Here is a 15,175-nt window from a genome sequence, read left to right on the forward strand (position 1 = left end):
CCTCAATATTTACGGCTTTAGCTGAGCTCTGATTTCACCAGATTTATTAGTGGCGCTATGAACATTGAGGTAAAGATTGCCGCTTTTCAAGCTTTGGAGCTGGGCATCCGTTAATTTGGCACCAGCGGGGGCAGTCCAAACATTATCTGAAGTCTTGGCAAACGGAACAATAACTGGACCATTTTGACCCATCGGTGCCTCATGAATATGCGCCATGGTTCCCTCAATACCTGTCGTTGTGATGGTTCCCGACACCGCACCGTCTGGAGCAACCATGATTGCGCCTACCCCAGAAGCTGAGGTCATCACTGGAGGCACCTCTTGAGAGCCAATAAGAGTTACCTTCATTGACTGTGCTGAAGCGGCTAATGAAGCAACGCCAACACACAATCCCAAAACAACTTTTGCCAAAACATGAGCTATCTTCATTTGCATCTCCTATTGGTTTAGTTCTAGGTTCAGGCTATCACAATTAGGCTGATTGGTTAAATTAAAAAATAGTCTAAAAAAGTGGGTTTCTGAGGCTCTTGGTGGTCCAAGGCCGAATCTACCAGGGCCTTGAATGCCCAGCTCTATTTCCAGTCTTTAGCCTGTTGAGATAAATGCTTCTTAAATATCGTAGCTATCGGAGATAGCTTTTTGCCTTTAGGGCTCACAATATGCCAGCTTGATTCAATGGGAAATTCTTTACATTTCAAGATGGCAGCCTCTTCTTCAGATTTATCACCCAAACAATGCTTAGAAAGAACGGCTATACCGAGACCGCCTAAAACAGCCTGTTTAATTGCCTCGTTACTTCCAAGCTCCAGCCTGACATCTGGCCTGTACTTCAGTCTTTTAAAGTGAGCATCTGTTGTCATTCGGGTACCAGAGCCCTTTTCTCTAAAAATAAACTTTTCATTCTTTAATAGACTGATATCAAAATTCTTTTTTTTGGCAAGCACGTGATCTTTTGAGGCAACCAATAACAAAGGGTTTGGCATAAACACTTCGTCATCTATATCCATATGAAGTGGGGGCTGAGACATGATGCAAAGATCATCTAAGTTCTCTTCCAATCTTTTCACCACGCCATCGCGATTGAGGATTTCCAAAGAAATATCTATTTGTGGATACTTCGCACAAAAGGCACCTAATATTCTGGGAATGAAATATTTGGCAGTGCTCACCACGGCTACTTTTAATTTTCCCCGGGTTAATCCTTTGACGCTATTCACCTGCTGTTCAAAAGATTCCCATTCGCCAGAAATCGCTCTAGCTGTTTTGGCTAACTCGTGACCCATTTGAGTTAAATGTACTTTCCTGGCTACCACCTCATAGAGGGGCACCCCAATGACATCACTTATCTCCTTCAACCCCATCGAAGCCGTTGGTTGGGTTACATGAACTTTACGGGCGGCCGCACTGACGCTTCCAGTCTCCGCTAAAGCCATAAAAAGGCGTAATTGTCTAAAAGTAATATTCATAGGTTTTTATCTATATATAAATGTCTTATTTCCGATTTTACTTTATATATTAATTTTCCTAGAATCAAATTTAAAGGAAAGCGCATGACTAACTTACTAGACCCTTCGATTCTATTTTTTATCTTCGGCATATTTGCTGGACTCGTTAAATCCAACCTAGAAATCCCCCAACCAATCTCTCGTTTTTTATCCTTGTACCTGCTGATGGCACTGGGATTAAAGGGTGGGTTTGCTTTAAACAAATCAGGATTTACTCCTGAGATTGCGATTAGTCTTGGGTTGGCAATCTCTTTAGCTATAGCCATTCCACTGCTTGGCTACAACTTACTAAAACACAAACTCGATAAACTGGATGCTGCCGCAATTGCCGCGACCTATGGATCTATTAGTGCGGTAACTTTTATTACTACTACCCAAGTATTAGATCAAAGCGGCATTAGCTATGGCGGACACATGGCCGCGGCAATGGCTCTGATGGAGTCGCCTGCAATCATCATTGCAATTGTTCTTGCGAATCGGATTCGGCAACATCGCTCAGGAACCACAGCTTCGCAGACATCTTTAGCGAAAGTGCTTCATGAATCGTTTACCGATGGCGGACAGCTTCTACTGCTGGGATCGTTGATGGTAGGGCTGATATCTGGCGATTCAGGCCACAAAGTCATGGCCCCATTCTCGATTGATTTATTCAAAGGGTTATTGGCATTCTTTTTATTAGACATGGGCTTAGTTGCCGCTAGAAGCATTGGCGAACTCAAAGGAAAGCCCCCCATCACACTGGCATATGCCTTCATAGCGCCACCCACTCACGCCCTGATTGCTCTTGGTTTGTGCCACCTGTTTCATGTACCGCTCGGTGACACGATTCTATTAATGATTCTTGCGGCAAGCGCCTCTTATATTGCAGTACCGGCGGTTCTGCGTCATGCCATGCCTGAGGTTAATCCTGCTTTGTATATGGGAATGTCGCTAGGCATCACCTTTCCCCTGAACATCATTTTAGGAATTCCCATCTATAGTGCGATTGCCAACTATTTTGCTTAAAGGATTACAAATTCAATATGTCAAACTATCTCAAGCCCTATGCCGGATTAAAAGCGAGCCTACTGACACAACACGGCAAAGAGTCTGTTGTTTGTCCCGAACTACTGCATACTAATAGCCTAGAAGTCATTCATGTCACAGGCTATGACACAGATAGACTGGGAACCTTTGCACGCGATATTCCCAGACAGGGTTCGCAACTAGATGCCGCAAGAAAGAAGGCCAGAGTTGGCATGGAACTCTCGGACACCAAGATAGGCATTGCCAGTGAAGGGGCATTTGCAAATGATCCATACACAGGACTACTTCCTTGGAATTATGAATTAGTCCTTTTGGTTGATGACACTCGCAATCTAGAAATTGCTGGTTTTTATGGAGGAGAGGCGCAGAGTGCGAGCAAGCAAATATCGAGCTGGGATGAGATTACTGCCTTCTTATCTGAAGCCCAATTTCCTAGTCATCAATTGGTAATTAGGCCTGATGATGAATACCATCTTGAGTGCCGCAAAGGAATTGGCACAATTGAAATGCTGAGAGAGGCATACGACTGGGCAACCAATCTCTCTAAAAAAGGTGATGTATTTGTGGAGAATGATTTACGGGCACACACTAATCCAACTCGTATGGCAAATATCTTGAAAGCAACCCAAAATCTAGCCAAGAAAATGGTTTGCCTTTGCCCAGAGTGCGCATCTCCCGGCTTCGCAATAACCGAGACCAAGAAAGGATTGCCTTGCTCTCATTGTGGAATGCCTACAAATTTACCAGTCGCCAATATATGGTCATGCGTAAGGTGTGGCTGCAAAAAAGAAGTAGTAATTGCCAATCAGATATCTGCTGATCCATCAAGGTGTAATTGCTGCAATCCTTGAATATTGATTTGTCGTTTTAAAGGACGCTTTTTGATGGGGAAATCAAAGATTAATCGGGCCCAACCCCGCCATGTTACAAAAGAAAATAGTCCAATAGGTGGGCTATCGACTAGAGCCGAGAATGCCCAACCCTACTTCAATACAGCTTTCACTTTCCTTCTGAGCGAGGGTAAAACCTCTTCCTCAAACCAAGGATTATTCTTTAGCCAAATATTGTTTCTGGGGCTTGGATGTGGCAAAGGAATTGCCTTGGGCCAATAGCTCTTCCATGCCATAACTGTTTCAGTCAAATTGTCTTTATTGCCTTTGTCTAAATGCCATGCTTGAGCATATTGCCCAACAATGATGGTTAGCTTGATATTGGGTAATTGCTCTAATAGTTTGACTCGCCATGTGTCCGCACATTCTGGCCTGGGCGGCAGATCGCCTGACTTGCCCGTTCCGGGAAAACAAAAGCCCATGGGAACTAAAGCAATCTTCTTTTCGTCATAAAACACTTCTTTATCAATGCCCATCCATTCTCTTAATCTATCGCCACTAGGATCATTAAATGGAATTCCTGTTTCATGAACTCGGCTACCAGGGGCTTGGCCAACAATAAGAATCTTCGCTGAACTACCAACCTGAATAATGGGTCTGGGGCCTAAAGGCAGATGATCAGCGCATAAACTACAGGAACGAATTTCTTTAACGAGCTTGGCGAGGGTTTGACTCATCAATTGAGATTAGGCTATCTTGCTTCTTCTATCGTATTGTGAATCAAAGTCTGATCAATAAGAACTTTCTTGCCCGACTCATTTTTACGATACAAATCCACAAAGCGATGATTCCACCGAATATCTTCAAATGTATAGGTGTGGTTGGAATGAATTGTTTGTGAAACTGTCTCATCCAAACCCTTCACGGTTGCGACAAAAGCAAAGTCTGCTTTAGATAGATTCTCTTGAGACAGCTTTGATAAAGGGCTCTTCTCATCAATCGGGTGAATCACAAGCCATGTTAGAGCCAGCATAGGCGTATGGTTACGGGCTAGACTTAAGTCATATATCCGCCTCATACTTTGGCCTTCTTTGGTGGTCTCCTGTATGAACAGACTCAACTCTACTTCAGCGCCAATGATGCGGTTGTTTCTCTCATTGGCCATTCTAAACATGAGGGCGGGCTGACCCTCAAAATTATTTATTACAGCTGTATTACTAAAAATCACTCGCGACCTTGGTAATGAAATTCGGGCAAATGCGAGAGCCGCAAACATGCCGACACCTAACAACCCAATCATCGCCTCAATAGTGACCAAAATATGTCCGTAGAGTGTTTGGGGATACATGCTTCCATAACCAATAGTCGCTAAGGTTTGAACGCTAAAGAAAAAATATTCTAGAAACCCAATGCCCTTTAGTCCGCCAATGGAGTCGCTTTGAAGAGAATATAAAAAACCAAAAAATAAATTGATTGCTAAAAATATAACAACGAAAGAAGCTAAAAAGCGAGGCCATGTCATCCGCACCACTAAATGGTAGAAATCTATAAACGCATTTGAAAACAACGATCTTGAAGATCTCTTAACAGGCGTAGTCATGAAATTATTTTTATCCATGGAAATAGCTTAACCCATAGCGTCTTTCAGCACATTCGAAACACTAAGACGCAAATGAAAAAACCACCCGAAGGTGATTTTGGTGTTTCTTGGTGCCTGGGGGTGGAATGGACCAGGATCTTGGGTGCTAATCCTACGCCCAAAATGCCTTAATACCTGAGGCCTCAATTTTTGAGCGCTCATACCCAGTTCGTAACGCGCCTTCAATCTGCTTAGGATCAAGAAGATTGATGCCTGGAGGCGTACCCGCAATAATCCACTTTACCTTTGTGCCCGTTTTCTCAACGTCTTTAATATTTTGGGCAATTGGGTGTGGAATTGTTGTCAGAATTGCTCCTGTAGAGCCGTTTGTCAATGTAATTATTAGTGCCCTCTTGGATCCAGCTACCAAATCTACATGGGCAGGATTAGAACAAATACCTCCATCCATGACATAGCGCTGACCCAATAATGTTGGTCCAGCAACTCCTGGCAATGAACTGCTTGCCGCCGCGCCATGTGCTAAAGCAATATTATTTTTTTGGGCAGTCTGCTGGCCTACAACCAAACGCTCGCCTGAATAGCAATCTATCCCCGTTGTAAACATCCTACTAGCCGGCCAATTTGTTTTGCTATCGCCTGTTAATAGTCCCGCTAATTTTTCGATGTGATTACTATTTAATTTATTGTCAGCGGCTAAGGCGGCGGCACCAATTATTTTGCGTGTCTCAATACTGCCATCAGTAGCACTCATATTAATTTGATCGGCTCTCATCTGGCTAATATTGGGAGTCGCCAACGGCGCTATTTGAGAAAATATTTCCGGGAACTTTCCAAAAAAATCAAACTCTTTACGCAGGCGATAAAACTCACCAGATAGTAGCGATGATCCCACGTAGGAGCCGGCAGAGGTACCTACAACCATTTCTGGTATTTGAGCCATATCCAATCCAGCCTCATATAGCCCATGAAAAAATCCACAATACCAAGCGATGTAATATTCTCCGCCACCACCAAGCACCATTGTGCGATCTAAGCCCCTTGCTAGCTTTGAAACAGTGGGCTTGTCGGCAATTGGTATTGCTAGGCCATCAGTAGAAAATAATTTTTTAGATATTTCTGCTGCTTTTTGATCAATGCTGGATTTTGAAGTTTTTGTCTGTGCTTGAGCATAACCAATAACAAGCTCAGAGCTCCCAGCAATAGCCACAGAACTAATAGCTGATGTTTTTAAGAAATTACGGCGCGAAGATTGGGTCATATCAACTCCATTGATGATTAATCAATTTATAGCAGATCACACAAATGAAAAAACCACCCGAAGGTCGTTTTGGTGTCTCTTGGTGGCCTGGGGCGGAATCGGCCAGGGCCAAGGGTGTCTAATCCTTAGTCGATATTAAAAATATTCTTTAACGCACCGCAATAATAAAAATCCTCATAGCGTTTTTTAGTACTAAAAATCATCAGTACAACTAAAGTACTACCTACTCTTGGCAAGAAAATTGACTTAGAACAAGTTTTTCTCATGCGCACAAGTAGAGTATTGGCTCACCGCTAACAACATAATTGTGGGAGAAGAAAATGGGGATGAAACATTTAGTTGTCGGGTTTGTTATTGGATTGTTTGTCGGTGTCGTAAGCGCATCAACATTGGATGTGGCCAAGATTGGTTTTACTAAAGATGGTGTAATTACTTACCTAAATCAAGCTTGCTCAAATTAAGATAAGAACAGTTTTCTCGCAGTAACCATCTTTGCCCGCAGAGATATGCGGGCATTTTTTTGACCTCATTACAACGGAACCTCATTCGTCAGTCCAAATGAAAAAACCACCCGAAGGTGGTTTTGGTGTTTCTTGATGGCCCGGGGCGGAATCAACCAGGGTCGAGGATTTCTTATCCTATTGCTAACTATTCAGAAATTTTTTAAATTTCCTTATAAAAATAATAGTCTGAACACATCTCACAATGAGGGCAGTCAAAGGAAGCAGAAACCAATTTGATGGAGACACATACCAAGTGGCTATTGTTATGCCCGAAAAGGCTAAGACCTGAACGCCTTTTAGCTCCAATTCCCGCCTGAGCTTGTTCATTTCCTCTAGATTGCCGCCACTCATGTTGACCCACTTAGTTTTAATTGGCTAAGAATTGAAATTTTAGGTATTGTAAGGCCTTCGAATAATTGGCTCGTGAGCTAATATGAAAAAACCACCCGAAGGTGGTTTTGGTGTTTCTTGGTGGCCCGGGGCGGAATCGAACCACCGACACAAGGATTTTCAAATATCCTCCGATAGACCGCTTCGTCTATGAAATCAACTGGTTACGCCACCCCTGACATTTCGTGCGCAAAATTTACATAATGCGTCGGTCAAAATTTTGAGCGTAATCAGAAAGTTACGATAGCGTGAAGCAACTGTGAGTACGATCTAAAAAATGTATTGGTCAAAAATTGGCTCAAATCTTGGGCCCGCCACCAGCCTCCATTACTCGCAATGTCGTTTAAAACGACAATTCATTTGCGCTATGCCTGTCACCTATATACAGATAAAACAATTGAGCTGATAAATTCCAGGTAAAAACTGGGAATTTGAATCAAAACTCCTGATTTTTCAGAATAAGAATTATTACGAATACGAGGTGGGGTTAGATTAAATCACCAGTGGCCGAGATCTCGAGTGGCATTAAAAATTGCGCGGGAATTTTTTACTAAGCCAAGTGAGTCGGCTTGATAGGTTTAATAACTTTTTGTCTTTCTATCTGTAGACGGCGTTTAGCATCTTCAACACTCTTCTTAAGTGAAGCAATACGTGCCTGCTCAGGATTGAGGGGCTTTACAGGTTTGATCATTTTGATTTCATAAAATCGCATACCTGTATTTAAGCCCCTCATGGCATTTCAGTCTGCTTCCCGATAATTTAATACGCTACCGAAACCATACTGCGCCTCTCCCAACCATTTAGCCTCTAACGCATTATTGGCAAAGATTATCGTATTGGTCGTTTGTAGCTGATTCAAACGCACCCATAAAATAAATTTCTTCATTTACCGAAACCCGCACGCACAGCACCACTTGCGGCCTCAATCTGAGCATCAAGTTCACCTGCTTCAATGGCACCCTTAATAATCTCAAGGGCTTTGATAAGCTCATCTGCTGTTGCCACCTCAATAGCAGTCTTTCCTTTGGCGAACTCAATAATCTTGGCGCCATAGCGAATGTTCAGGCAAACCTTGCCATCCATAGCAACGAACCACCACTGACGAATACGCTTTTCATGTTCAATGGTTTTACGTGCGCCAGTGATGTCTTTAACTGTTTTGAATTTCTTAACTGTAAACGTGCCGCCCTCTTTGCTTGCTTTAGCTAGCTGGATCTGCTCCCAGACTTTGTTTACCAATTTATTCCTGCGATGTAGTACCGGTGGTATTGCTGTTGGCTTTTTTGAATTAACCATTTTTAAACTGTTTAATGTGCTCATCTTTTTCTCCTATAAGTTAATGGGCACACTTAATTTATGGTCAGAGTTTTTGACTGGACAACCTCTTTTTGCCAAAAGCCACAAAGATCTAATTATTTGAACCAGATCTTGTCTCCTTTTATTAGGTTTCACTAAATAACTATGACGACAAAGCAGAAGAACGTTTTGTATGCCATCACTTATTACTACTGAAACAAGGGCAGTGACACCCAGTCGTTATGTCACCCTAAAGCTGGACTTAGAGTCACAGTCATGGAAATTCTGGGCAGTAGCAGAGACTTGCAGTCACTAACCAATAGGATGCCGTTGGATGTTGCTACCCAACTGACTCAAGAATGTAATTCAGCACAAAGATCGTAGAACATAGCTCTATGGATCACGAGAAAGCCCTGCTTACACAGCAACTTTCGAACAAGACAAAGGTAGCCACTTATTGCTTTTGTCATTGTTGCGTTTTAAGCCGCACGTAAAAGGAGATAGCGAAACCGCCCTTCCCAAATTGGTTGTGCCAATAGTGGTGTAGTAAAGAACTCAGCGAAAGTCCTTTTCTATTACTGAGCCTGTTGCTTAAGGCTCAGTGTAGGTTGAATCTAGCGAAAGTTCATAAAACAACTTGAAATCAATATCAGAGATGAAGAAATGTGATGAGCGACAAGCGAAATCACAGGCGAATGTAATTCGCCCTTGTTTAATAATTACAATTAAACTTTATATGGGTATGTTTTAAGAAAGTTTAATGTGCAAATACAAAATGGTACGCCAACAGTAATACAGTTATTTGATCGTCTTCAGAGCGAGGGCTCTTTAGTTGATCTGTATTCAAAAGAATTTTTTGATAAGAATCAGGATGGGCCTGCTTTCTTTTTACAGCCATTTGAAATGATCGAAGAGGTTGAGCGCGGCATAAGTGAAGATTATGGTGATAATAAATTTCCACTCAATCACTTATTGTTCTTATGCGTATCTCTTTTAAGCAATGAAGATAAGCAGTTATTGATATCGCTATACGCGCCATTAAAAAATATATTGAAGGATGATATTCATCATCCAAATTTTTTAATTCTTAATTTGTATACGAAACAAATTCTTGCAGTTGGTCTTGGAAGAAAGAACCGCTTATTTTGTATAGATGTTGCCTCTAATAAAAATATTGATTTAATAAATTTACCGGAAGACTCGGAAGGCAATAACTACATTCAAAACTTTACGGAGCATGATGTCGTAGATTTTTTTTCTGATGACTTAACAGGCTCCCTTCAGACATTAAGTTATGCTTTTTTTGAGCAAGACCATCTTCCTTTTATTAATGACCTCCAAGACGCATTGGAAAGCAGTCCTAATGAGGAAGGTTTATATGAGCTTGATGGGTATGAGGACGGTGTTACTGCTCAAGATATTAAGGACATGATTAAAGAGTATGAGAATCATCAAGAATCCATCAATCAATCACTCCAAATACTTCAATCTTTTTTCCCTGAACTTACAGAGGGCGATTTAAATACTGGCGATTATTAATTGCTGTTGTCAAAATGCCACGATAAATATAAGAGAACAGTACTACTCTTATATTTTTGCCTAACTCATTGATAAAAAAGCGGTTCTTTTTCAGCCATTTTCGGTTGCCCAAACCGAATCTAAGAAAACATACTGTAACTCTGTATTTAATACATTTCAGGGAGAACGTATGTCACAAGCAAGAGTTTTAAATCCACAAGAACTACGCAGAGTTTTAGATCACGTTGCTACACGCAGGCATTCAGCACGTAATCGCGCTATGTTGCTACTTACGCACTACGCGGGTATGCGAGTAGCTGAAGTAGCGGCGCTACGCATAAACGACGTTTTAAACGGCGACAGCACTATTAAGGGTGAAGTACGCTTAATGCCCGATCAAACCAAGGGCAAACACGCCCGTACTGTTTACTTAAATGAACGGATGCAAAAGGAGCTGGCTCAGTACATCAAGATGCTCAAAATCAAAGACGCATCAAAGCCCCTGTTTTACACGCAGAAGCAAGCAGGGTTCTCGGCCAATTCTCTTACTCAATACTTCTTTTACCTTTATCGCGCCTGTGCTCTCGCCGGGGCCAGTAGCCATAGTGGCAGACGCTCATTCTTAACTGGACTTGCCAACAAAGGCACAGCGATTCATATATTGAAAAGTTTGGCTGGGCACCGCAACATCAGCACCACTGCTACCTATCTCTATAGCAGTCCAGATCAGCTTAAGGCCGCTGTTGAATTAGTCTAATTTGTCCTTTTGAAGGACGGTTATAGGTAATGCTATTTTTTAGTTAAGCGGGCCTTTACTATTTTTTTATAGATCTCACCCCAATCGAATTCAGGTAACTCTATTGGGCTTGAATTAGGAAACTTTCCACGAGCCGCCTGCTCACATATTTGTTTGGATTTCTTGAGTGCGCGGCTTGTAAGAATTCCCATCTTCATTCTTTGATCTGTTGTCTTGCTTGTTAGCTTTTGAGCTTTAGCGTCTAAGCCGTCCATATGCTTTGGACTAACCTTTGCCAGAACTCCTAAACGCCAAAGGTCTATTTCAGGATCTTTTGATTTATTCCAAAGAATATTAATTGCAATGAGCAGTGGATCTTTTCTTAACCTCTTGGCATCTAACGGCCTTGCAGACTTTTTTGCCTTTACTGGAATTTCTACTTTGCTTTGATCAATCAACTTAGATATTTGAGCTAGAACAGTTCGCTTATTAATTCCAAGGGGAACCGAAAGTATTAAAGCTGGGCCTTTGCCCTCTTCCGGTCTTATTTTTTCAAAGTGGTGGTCTAAGGCGCGATGAAAGTTTGGATCTATCTCTTCATCCTTTACAACATTAGCAATTAGCCTTGTCCTTGGCTTTGCAAACTCTGTTCCATATATGTACAGACCCTTAGTCAACCACCACTCATCAAATCTGATGCTAGAAACATCACCAAAATCATCGTAGGTTTTTAGTACCAATTCAAAATCCTTTGGCAGTAATTTTTTCTCCTCTTTAGATAGGCCTTCTGTTCTTGCCTTTCTAGCAAGCTCATAGCTCGGGCTAATCCTCAGAAATTCCAGCATAAGCATTAAGTAAGCCTTAATTCCAACGCTAGACCATTCCTTCATGTTTCGGCTGATGTTTAGATTTGATGTTTTTGGAGCCTTTTTCATACAAATATATTAACACTTAAGAATCACTATAAACAGTCAATTTCTTAAAAGTGTTAATAAGAATAAAGTTATTACATGGCAAGTGAGAACAAATTAACTACTCGCAAGTCATATTTTTTAACTAAATGAAAGGTATTAAAAATGAACGCATTATTAAACGCAGTAGATACAACCCCTGTTACAACAAACGTCCTTTTAAAGGACACAACCAAAGTAGCTAACGTTGCTGTTGGTACCACCATTGCCCTTACTAATATGGAAGCAAATCGTATTAACTGGGAACAAGGTGCCTACAGAACAAGTAATCAAGCCTTATATGCAGTATTAGGCGATTGCTTAGCTTTTTGTGGTGACCTGACACTTCCAGAAGCTAAGCAACGTAGCGAATCTTTAGAGTCTTTCTATAAAGATCGTGGCTACACATATAAAAAGGATCTCCCATTAGCGACACGTGTAGTACGTGCAGTTTTTGGATCTAGAGATCGCCGTCGTATTAGCACCTACTCTTTGGTTATTCGTCAGGCAATGAAAGAGAAAGTTTTGATAACTGACTTTTCAGCATGGGTGGAAGAGCGTGGCGGCGTTCAAGAGATCAGTCTTGGTAAGAGCGCTACTTACATCAAGCCTGCGGACAAAGCTGAGATTGCTAAAAACAATCTAAAAGGCAAAACACCTATTGGCTATGCCAAGTCTGAATTGCTCTCACATGTTGCTGATGCTCAGTACCTAGGTGATATGTGCGTACTTTTAGCGGAGCAACAGGCTGACGGCAGTTTTGGTGTCTATGCAGTTTTGCGTCAAGACGGATTGGTTAAGTCTGCCTTTACCTCTTTGTATGCACTTGGCAAAGAGATTGAAGACAAAGCCAAAGCAGAGATCAAAGCGGCAAATGATGCAGATGGCGCGGTTGCTAAATCTGCTTAATTAATCAAGGGGAATGTTATGAGCGTTCCCCATTCTTATTTGAAAGGAATACAAATGTTTACGAAAGGAAATAATCATGAGCCTAAAACAATTGATGACATCATCTTTGGAAATAATGAATCTAAATTGCGGATTGAAGATATTGTCTCGGGTGCCGAAGAATTACCTTACAGCGGCAAATCAGCCATTCTTTTATACGGAGTCTTTGGGACAGGCAAAACCACACTGGCCAAAATGCTACCTAACAACATTGAATATGGCAAAACTAAAGAAGAGTTAGTCTGGCCAGAAGAGTTCATTGCTTGTCAGCAAGGCTTTAATGGGCCTCAAGTGATGGCAAGGATTGACGCTATTTTGACTAAAAGCTCTTTAAACGTTAGCGGGCTTCACTACATCATTCTTGATGAAGTGGACAACTTGACTAAGCAGGCTCAGCAAAGTTTGAAGTCGGCCTTGAATACGACTCGTGGTGTATTCATATTGACGACAAACAATGTATCGCAACTAGACAAGGGCATGTTAGATCGTTGCATCTTAGTTGAGATGAATGCGGCAAATCCGAATGCTTATTTGGATATTGCCAAATCCATTGCTGATGAAGCAGGGGTAGCTTTATCTAATGATGAGCTACTGCCAACCATTCAGGCCGCCAATGGATCATTTAGAAACCTGTCTCATAACGTGGGGCGCTTGGCTAGACGTAAAAGTCAACAGCTACCACCTAATGTAATTTATTAAGGAGGGTGAGATGAAAGATATATGGTTAGCCATTGTTACCGATGTGGATGATGGCCGTCTTCATGTCAATGGTATTTTTGATAATGAAGCATCTGCAAAGAAATGTGTGGATGATGATTTTCTTGCATCTAGTTCCCTCATATATAAAGTTGAGCCAGAGAAAATAAAATCAATCTACTTACCGTTTGAGGATGAATAAATTTGAGCCCACTTAGAGGTGGGCTTTTTTACGCCAACCTATCTGCCGCCATCGTTGCCGTCAACTTGCTGTAATGACGATCAATCATGGCGGCACTATTTCCCATCTGCTTGGATAGCGTATGAATATCTGTCTTATTCTCTAGTAGCTCTAAGGTAGCGTAAGTATGTCTAAGTGAATACAAAGTGCGCATCTGTCCGTCGTGACTTAACCCTAAACCACTGTCTCGCATTAATCGCTTAAATGCGCCATCAATCCTCATGGGCTGATGGCCATTTGGAAAAACAAAAATCTTCTCAGGACACCGAGTCTCAAATAAGCGATCAAATGGGATTTCGTATACCACCTCTTGTCTGCTATGTAATCGCTTAAGAACATCTACAGCCTTATGCTTAGCAATAAGCCAGCGGCCACCCGTCTTGCCGCTAACCCATATCCGCAAGTATTTCTTATCGCCTTGCGTATGCCACTCAATATTGTTCCAGCAAATATTAAGTGCTTCAGTTCCATGTCGCATGCCAGTATAGAGAAGCATCTCCACATAGTCGCGAAGTAAGGGACGGGTTAGTTGCTCAATCTCTAATCTGCCATGATTAATCCAATCTTTCATAAATTCTAATAAGTGATCAATCTCTTCACGCGTAAAGGCAGGACGAGTTTTACCCTTCAGCCCTCTAGCAGTTAATTTTGGGATAGCCACACGATCGCTTATCCACCCTTTATTAATAGCTGTAATTTGTAACTTAGTCCATGCACTAGCAAAATTATTGAGCGTACTGACACGAGGAACTCTATTCATCTGCCTATTTCGCCAAACTTCAAACTCATGCACGTCTGTGTAGGTTATTTCTTCCAGTCTTTTATCCTGAAAGTAAGGTAGAAAGTATTTCTCAATACAAGTGATGTAGCTACCGTAGACACTCTTGCCTATACCCACATCCAAGTCCTGCCGCATTGAGTAGAGAGTAGCGTGTGCAATTTCTGCAAACGTGGGCGACTTTTGTGCAAGCCCCAGTCTTTGGCGAAATCTGGTTTCATCATAAAGATCGCAAGCTGTTCTTACGGCATGCTCAATTGATGCTTGCTTAGTTGTTTGCCGATGCCATGAGCCATCTTGTAACTTAAAACGGCAATGCCAAAGCGGACTTTCAGGTCTGCGGTGAATAACGACTTCGCCATCACGCAGGTAAAGCTCTGTAGGCTCTGCGTATTTGAGTTGGCTGAGTGCTGAAGGCTGGGATTCTTGCTGAGGTGAGGAGATTACTTCTAGGTGACTTTCGGGTACTTTGATTACCTTAGTCACTTTGTGGGCAGATAGCTGTTGTCATACAGCTATTTTATTTTCAGACTTTTGCTTGGACAACCTGAACAAGAAACGTCTTTTTAAAGGACGCTTGATCTTTTTTAACGCTCTTCATGCTCCCAGCCCGACGGAAGATCATTGCTAAAGATTTGTAACTTGCTGGAATGGGCATGACCGCCCAAGATCTTTTGCTCTGCAATAGATAAAAGTGCCAACTGATGTTTGGCAAAGTGCTCCAAAGAATTACCTAAGAAGGCTTCAGGATCTATGTCTTCCAATACTTCATAACTAAAGTGACATATGAGATCTCTGCCATCTATTTTGGCGGGGTAATTAATACCGCCATCCTCAGCAATGGTTGCTGGACCAATAAATTCGATTTTCATAATCTAAACACTCCAAATCTTTAATAGA

18 protein-coding genes are annotated in these 15,175 nt (G+C 41.8%); 8 read left to right on the forward strand and 10 right to left on the reverse strand.

From position 1 onward, the window contains the following. Positions 1–9: 9 nt before the first annotated feature. Complete coding sequence (locus PNUC_RS10625; RefSeq protein ID WP_011903888.1) at positions 10–429, reverse strand: CHRD domain-containing protein; 420 nt, start codon at positions 427–429, stop codon at positions 10–12. A gap of 143 nt (positions 430–572) precedes the next feature. Continuing rightward, positions 573–1,466: a LysR family transcriptional regulator gene (locus tag PNUC_RS10630; RefSeq protein WP_011903889.1), complete on the reverse strand. Its 894-nt coding sequence runs from the start codon at positions 1,464–1,466 to the stop codon at positions 573–575. Positions 1,467–1,550: 84 nt separating this feature from the next. On the opposite strand from PNUC_RS10630, the gene PNUC_RS10635 reads away from it, so the two are divergent. Together PNUC_RS10635 and PNUC_RS10640 are read left to right on the forward strand one after the other, a co-directional pair. Next, complete coding sequence (locus PNUC_RS10635) at positions 1,551–2,510, forward strand: sodium-dependent bicarbonate transport family permease (RefSeq protein WP_011903890.1); 960 nt, start codon at positions 1,551–1,553, stop codon at positions 2,508–2,510. Positions 2,511–2,527: 17 nt separating this feature from the next. Beyond that, complete coding sequence (locus tag PNUC_RS10640) at positions 2,528–3,382, forward strand: DUF6671 family protein (RefSeq protein WP_011903891.1); 855 nt, start codon at positions 2,528–2,530, stop codon at positions 3,380–3,382. A 131-nt stretch (positions 3,383–3,513) separates the two neighbouring features. On the opposite strand, the gene PNUC_RS10645 is transcribed toward PNUC_RS10640, so the two are convergent. The 3 genes from PNUC_RS10645 to PNUC_RS10655 form a co-directional block, all read right to left on the reverse strand. Beyond that, positions 3,514–4,098 carry a uracil-DNA glycosylase family protein gene (locus PNUC_RS10645; RefSeq protein WP_011903892.1) on the reverse strand — a complete coding sequence of 195 codons (585 nt, stop codon included), beginning with the start codon at positions 4,096–4,098 and terminating at the stop codon, positions 3,514–3,516. A gap of 14 nt (positions 4,099–4,112) precedes the next feature. Further along, positions 4,113–4,979 (reverse strand): ion channel, encoded by an 867-nt coding sequence (locus PNUC_RS10650; protein WP_011903893.1) that lies wholly within the window; start codon positions 4,977–4,979, stop codon positions 4,113–4,115. A 133-nt stretch (positions 4,980–5,112) separates the two neighbouring features. Then, the gene (locus PNUC_RS10655) at positions 5,113–6,219 is read right to left on the reverse strand and encodes a patatin-like phospholipase family protein (protein WP_011903894.1); all 1,107 of its coding nucleotides are present in this window, start codon (positions 6,217–6,219) and stop codon (positions 5,113–5,115) included. Between the two features lie 326 nt (positions 6,220–6,545). Here PNUC_RS10655 and PNUC_RS11175 point away from each other — a divergent pair, with 326 nt between their 5' ends. Then, a complete protein-coding gene (locus tag PNUC_RS11175) occupies positions 6,546–6,680 on the forward strand; it encodes a hypothetical protein (RefSeq protein ID WP_256205790.1) in 135 nt (44 codons plus the stop codon). 982 nt (positions 6,681–7,662) lie between these two features. On the opposite strand, the gene PNUC_RS11065 is transcribed toward PNUC_RS11175, so the two are convergent. Next, positions 7,663–7,803 carry a hypothetical protein gene (locus PNUC_RS11065; protein WP_167523314.1) on the reverse strand — a complete coding sequence of 47 codons (141 nt, stop codon included), beginning with the start codon at positions 7,801–7,803 and terminating at the stop codon, positions 7,663–7,665. A 191-nt stretch (positions 7,804–7,994) separates the two neighbouring features. Then, positions 7,995–8,432, reverse strand: coding sequence for a DUF6641 family protein (locus PNUC_RS10670; RefSeq protein ID WP_011903895.1), 438 nt, complete (start codon positions 8,430–8,432; stop codon positions 7,995–7,997). Between the two features lie 738 nt (positions 8,433–9,170). Between PNUC_RS10670 and PNUC_RS10675 the strand changes: the two genes are divergently transcribed. Both PNUC_RS10675 and PNUC_RS10680 read left to right on the forward strand, forming a co-directional pair. Further along, on the forward strand, positions 9,171–9,947 hold the full coding sequence (locus tag PNUC_RS10675) for a hypothetical protein (protein ID WP_011903896.1): 777 nt from the start codon (positions 9,171–9,173) through the stop codon (positions 9,945–9,947). A gap of 169 nt (positions 9,948–10,116) precedes the next feature. Further along, positions 10,117–10,683, forward strand: a complete 567-nt coding sequence (locus PNUC_RS10680; protein ID WP_011903897.1) for a tyrosine-type recombinase/integrase — start codon at positions 10,117–10,119, stop codon at positions 10,681–10,683. A 32-nt stretch (positions 10,684–10,715) separates the two neighbouring features. Here PNUC_RS10680 and PNUC_RS10685 read toward each other — a convergent pair whose 3' ends face one another. Further along, positions 10,716–11,597, reverse strand: a complete 882-nt coding sequence (locus tag PNUC_RS10685; protein ID WP_011903898.1) for a hypothetical protein — start codon at positions 11,595–11,597, stop codon at positions 10,716–10,718. Positions 11,598–11,738: 141 nt separating this feature from the next. On the opposite strand from PNUC_RS10685, the gene PNUC_RS10690 reads away from it, so the two are divergent. From PNUC_RS10690 to PNUC_RS10700, 3 genes are read left to right on the forward strand one after another with little or no spacing between them, the layout of a single operon-like run. Next, positions 11,739–12,521, forward strand: coding sequence for a hypothetical protein (locus PNUC_RS10690; protein ID WP_011903899.1), 783 nt, complete (start codon positions 11,739–11,741; stop codon positions 12,519–12,521). A gap of 54 nt (positions 12,522–12,575) precedes the next feature. Next, the gene (locus tag PNUC_RS10695) at positions 12,576–13,259 is read left to right on the forward strand and encodes an AAA family ATPase (protein WP_048812173.1); all 684 of its coding nucleotides are present in this window, start codon (positions 12,576–12,578) and stop codon (positions 13,257–13,259) included. 10 nt (positions 13,260–13,269) lie between these two features. Further along, entirely contained in the window at positions 13,270–13,458 is a 189-nt protein-coding gene (locus PNUC_RS10700) for a hypothetical protein (RefSeq protein ID WP_048812174.1), read from the forward strand. 28 nt (positions 13,459–13,486) lie between these two features. Here the strand turns inward: PNUC_RS10700 and PNUC_RS10705 are convergent, their stop codons facing one another. Beyond that, a complete protein-coding gene (locus PNUC_RS10705; protein WP_011903901.1) occupies positions 13,487–14,761 on the reverse strand; it encodes a tyrosine-type recombinase/integrase in 1,275 nt (424 codons plus the stop codon). A 101-nt stretch (positions 14,762–14,862) separates the two neighbouring features. Further along, positions 14,863–15,147, reverse strand: a complete 285-nt coding sequence (locus PNUC_RS10710) for a hypothetical protein (protein ID WP_011903902.1) — start codon at positions 15,145–15,147, stop codon at positions 14,863–14,865. Positions 15,148–15,175: the final 28 nt, after the last annotated feature.

Source organism: Polynucleobacter asymbioticus QLW-P1DMWA-1, from assembly GCF_000016345.1.
GTDB classification, from domain to species: Bacteria; Pseudomonadota; Gammaproteobacteria; order Burkholderiales; family Burkholderiaceae; genus Polynucleobacter; species Polynucleobacter asymbioticus.

Coding starts and splice junctions, on each gene's coding strand:
- PNUC_RS10625 (WP_011903888.1), bottom strand. CDS start 429: ATGAAGATAGCTCATGTTTTGGCAAAAGTTGTTTTGGGATTGTGTGTT.
- PNUC_RS10630 (WP_011903889.1), bottom strand. CDS start 1,466: ATGAATATTACTTTTAGACAATTACGCCTTTTTATGGCTTTAGCGGAG.
- PNUC_RS10635 (WP_011903890.1), top strand. CDS start 1,551: ATGACTAACTTACTAGACCCTTCGATTCTATTTTTTATCTTCGGCATA.
- PNUC_RS10640 (WP_011903891.1), top strand. CDS start 2,528: ATGTCAAACTATCTCAAGCCCTATGCCGGATTAAAAGCGAGCCTACTG.
- PNUC_RS10645 (WP_011903892.1), bottom strand. CDS start 4,098: ATGAGTCAAACCCTCGCCAAGCTCGTTAAAGAAATTCGTTCCTGTAGT.
- PNUC_RS10650 (WP_011903893.1), bottom strand. CDS start 4,979: ATGGATAAAAATAATTTCATGACTACGCCTGTTAAGAGATCTTCAAGA.
- PNUC_RS10655 (WP_011903894.1), bottom strand. CDS start 6,219: ATGACCCAATCTTCGCGCCGTAATTTCTTAAAAACATCAGCTATTAGT.
- PNUC_RS11175 (WP_256205790.1), top strand. CDS start 6,546: ATGAAACATTTAGTTGTCGGGTTTGTTATTGGATTGTTTGTCGGTGTC.
- PNUC_RS11065 (WP_167523314.1), bottom strand. CDS start 7,803: ATGATCAAACCTGTAAAGCCCCTCAATCCTGAGCAGGCACGTATTGCT.
- PNUC_RS10670 (WP_011903895.1), bottom strand. CDS start 8,432: ATGAGCACATTAAACAGTTTAAAAATGGTTAATTCAAAAAAGCCAACA.
- PNUC_RS10680 (WP_011903897.1), top strand. CDS start 10,117: ATGTCACAAGCAAGAGTTTTAAATCCACAAGAACTACGCAGAGTTTTA.
- PNUC_RS10685 (WP_011903898.1), bottom strand. CDS start 11,597: ATGAAAAAGGCTCCAAAAACATCAAATCTAAACATCAGCCGAAACATG.
- PNUC_RS10690 (WP_011903899.1), top strand. CDS start 11,739: ATGAACGCATTATTAAACGCAGTAGATACAACCCCTGTTACAACAAAC.
- PNUC_RS10695 (WP_048812173.1), top strand. CDS start 12,576: ATGTTTACGAAAGGAAATAATCATGAGCCTAAAACAATTGATGACATC.
- PNUC_RS10700 (WP_048812174.1), top strand. CDS start 13,270: ATGAAAGATATATGGTTAGCCATTGTTACCGATGTGGATGATGGCCGT.
- PNUC_RS10710 (WP_011903902.1), bottom strand. CDS start 15,147: ATGAAAATCGAATTTATTGGTCCAGCAACCATTGCTGAGGATGGCGGT.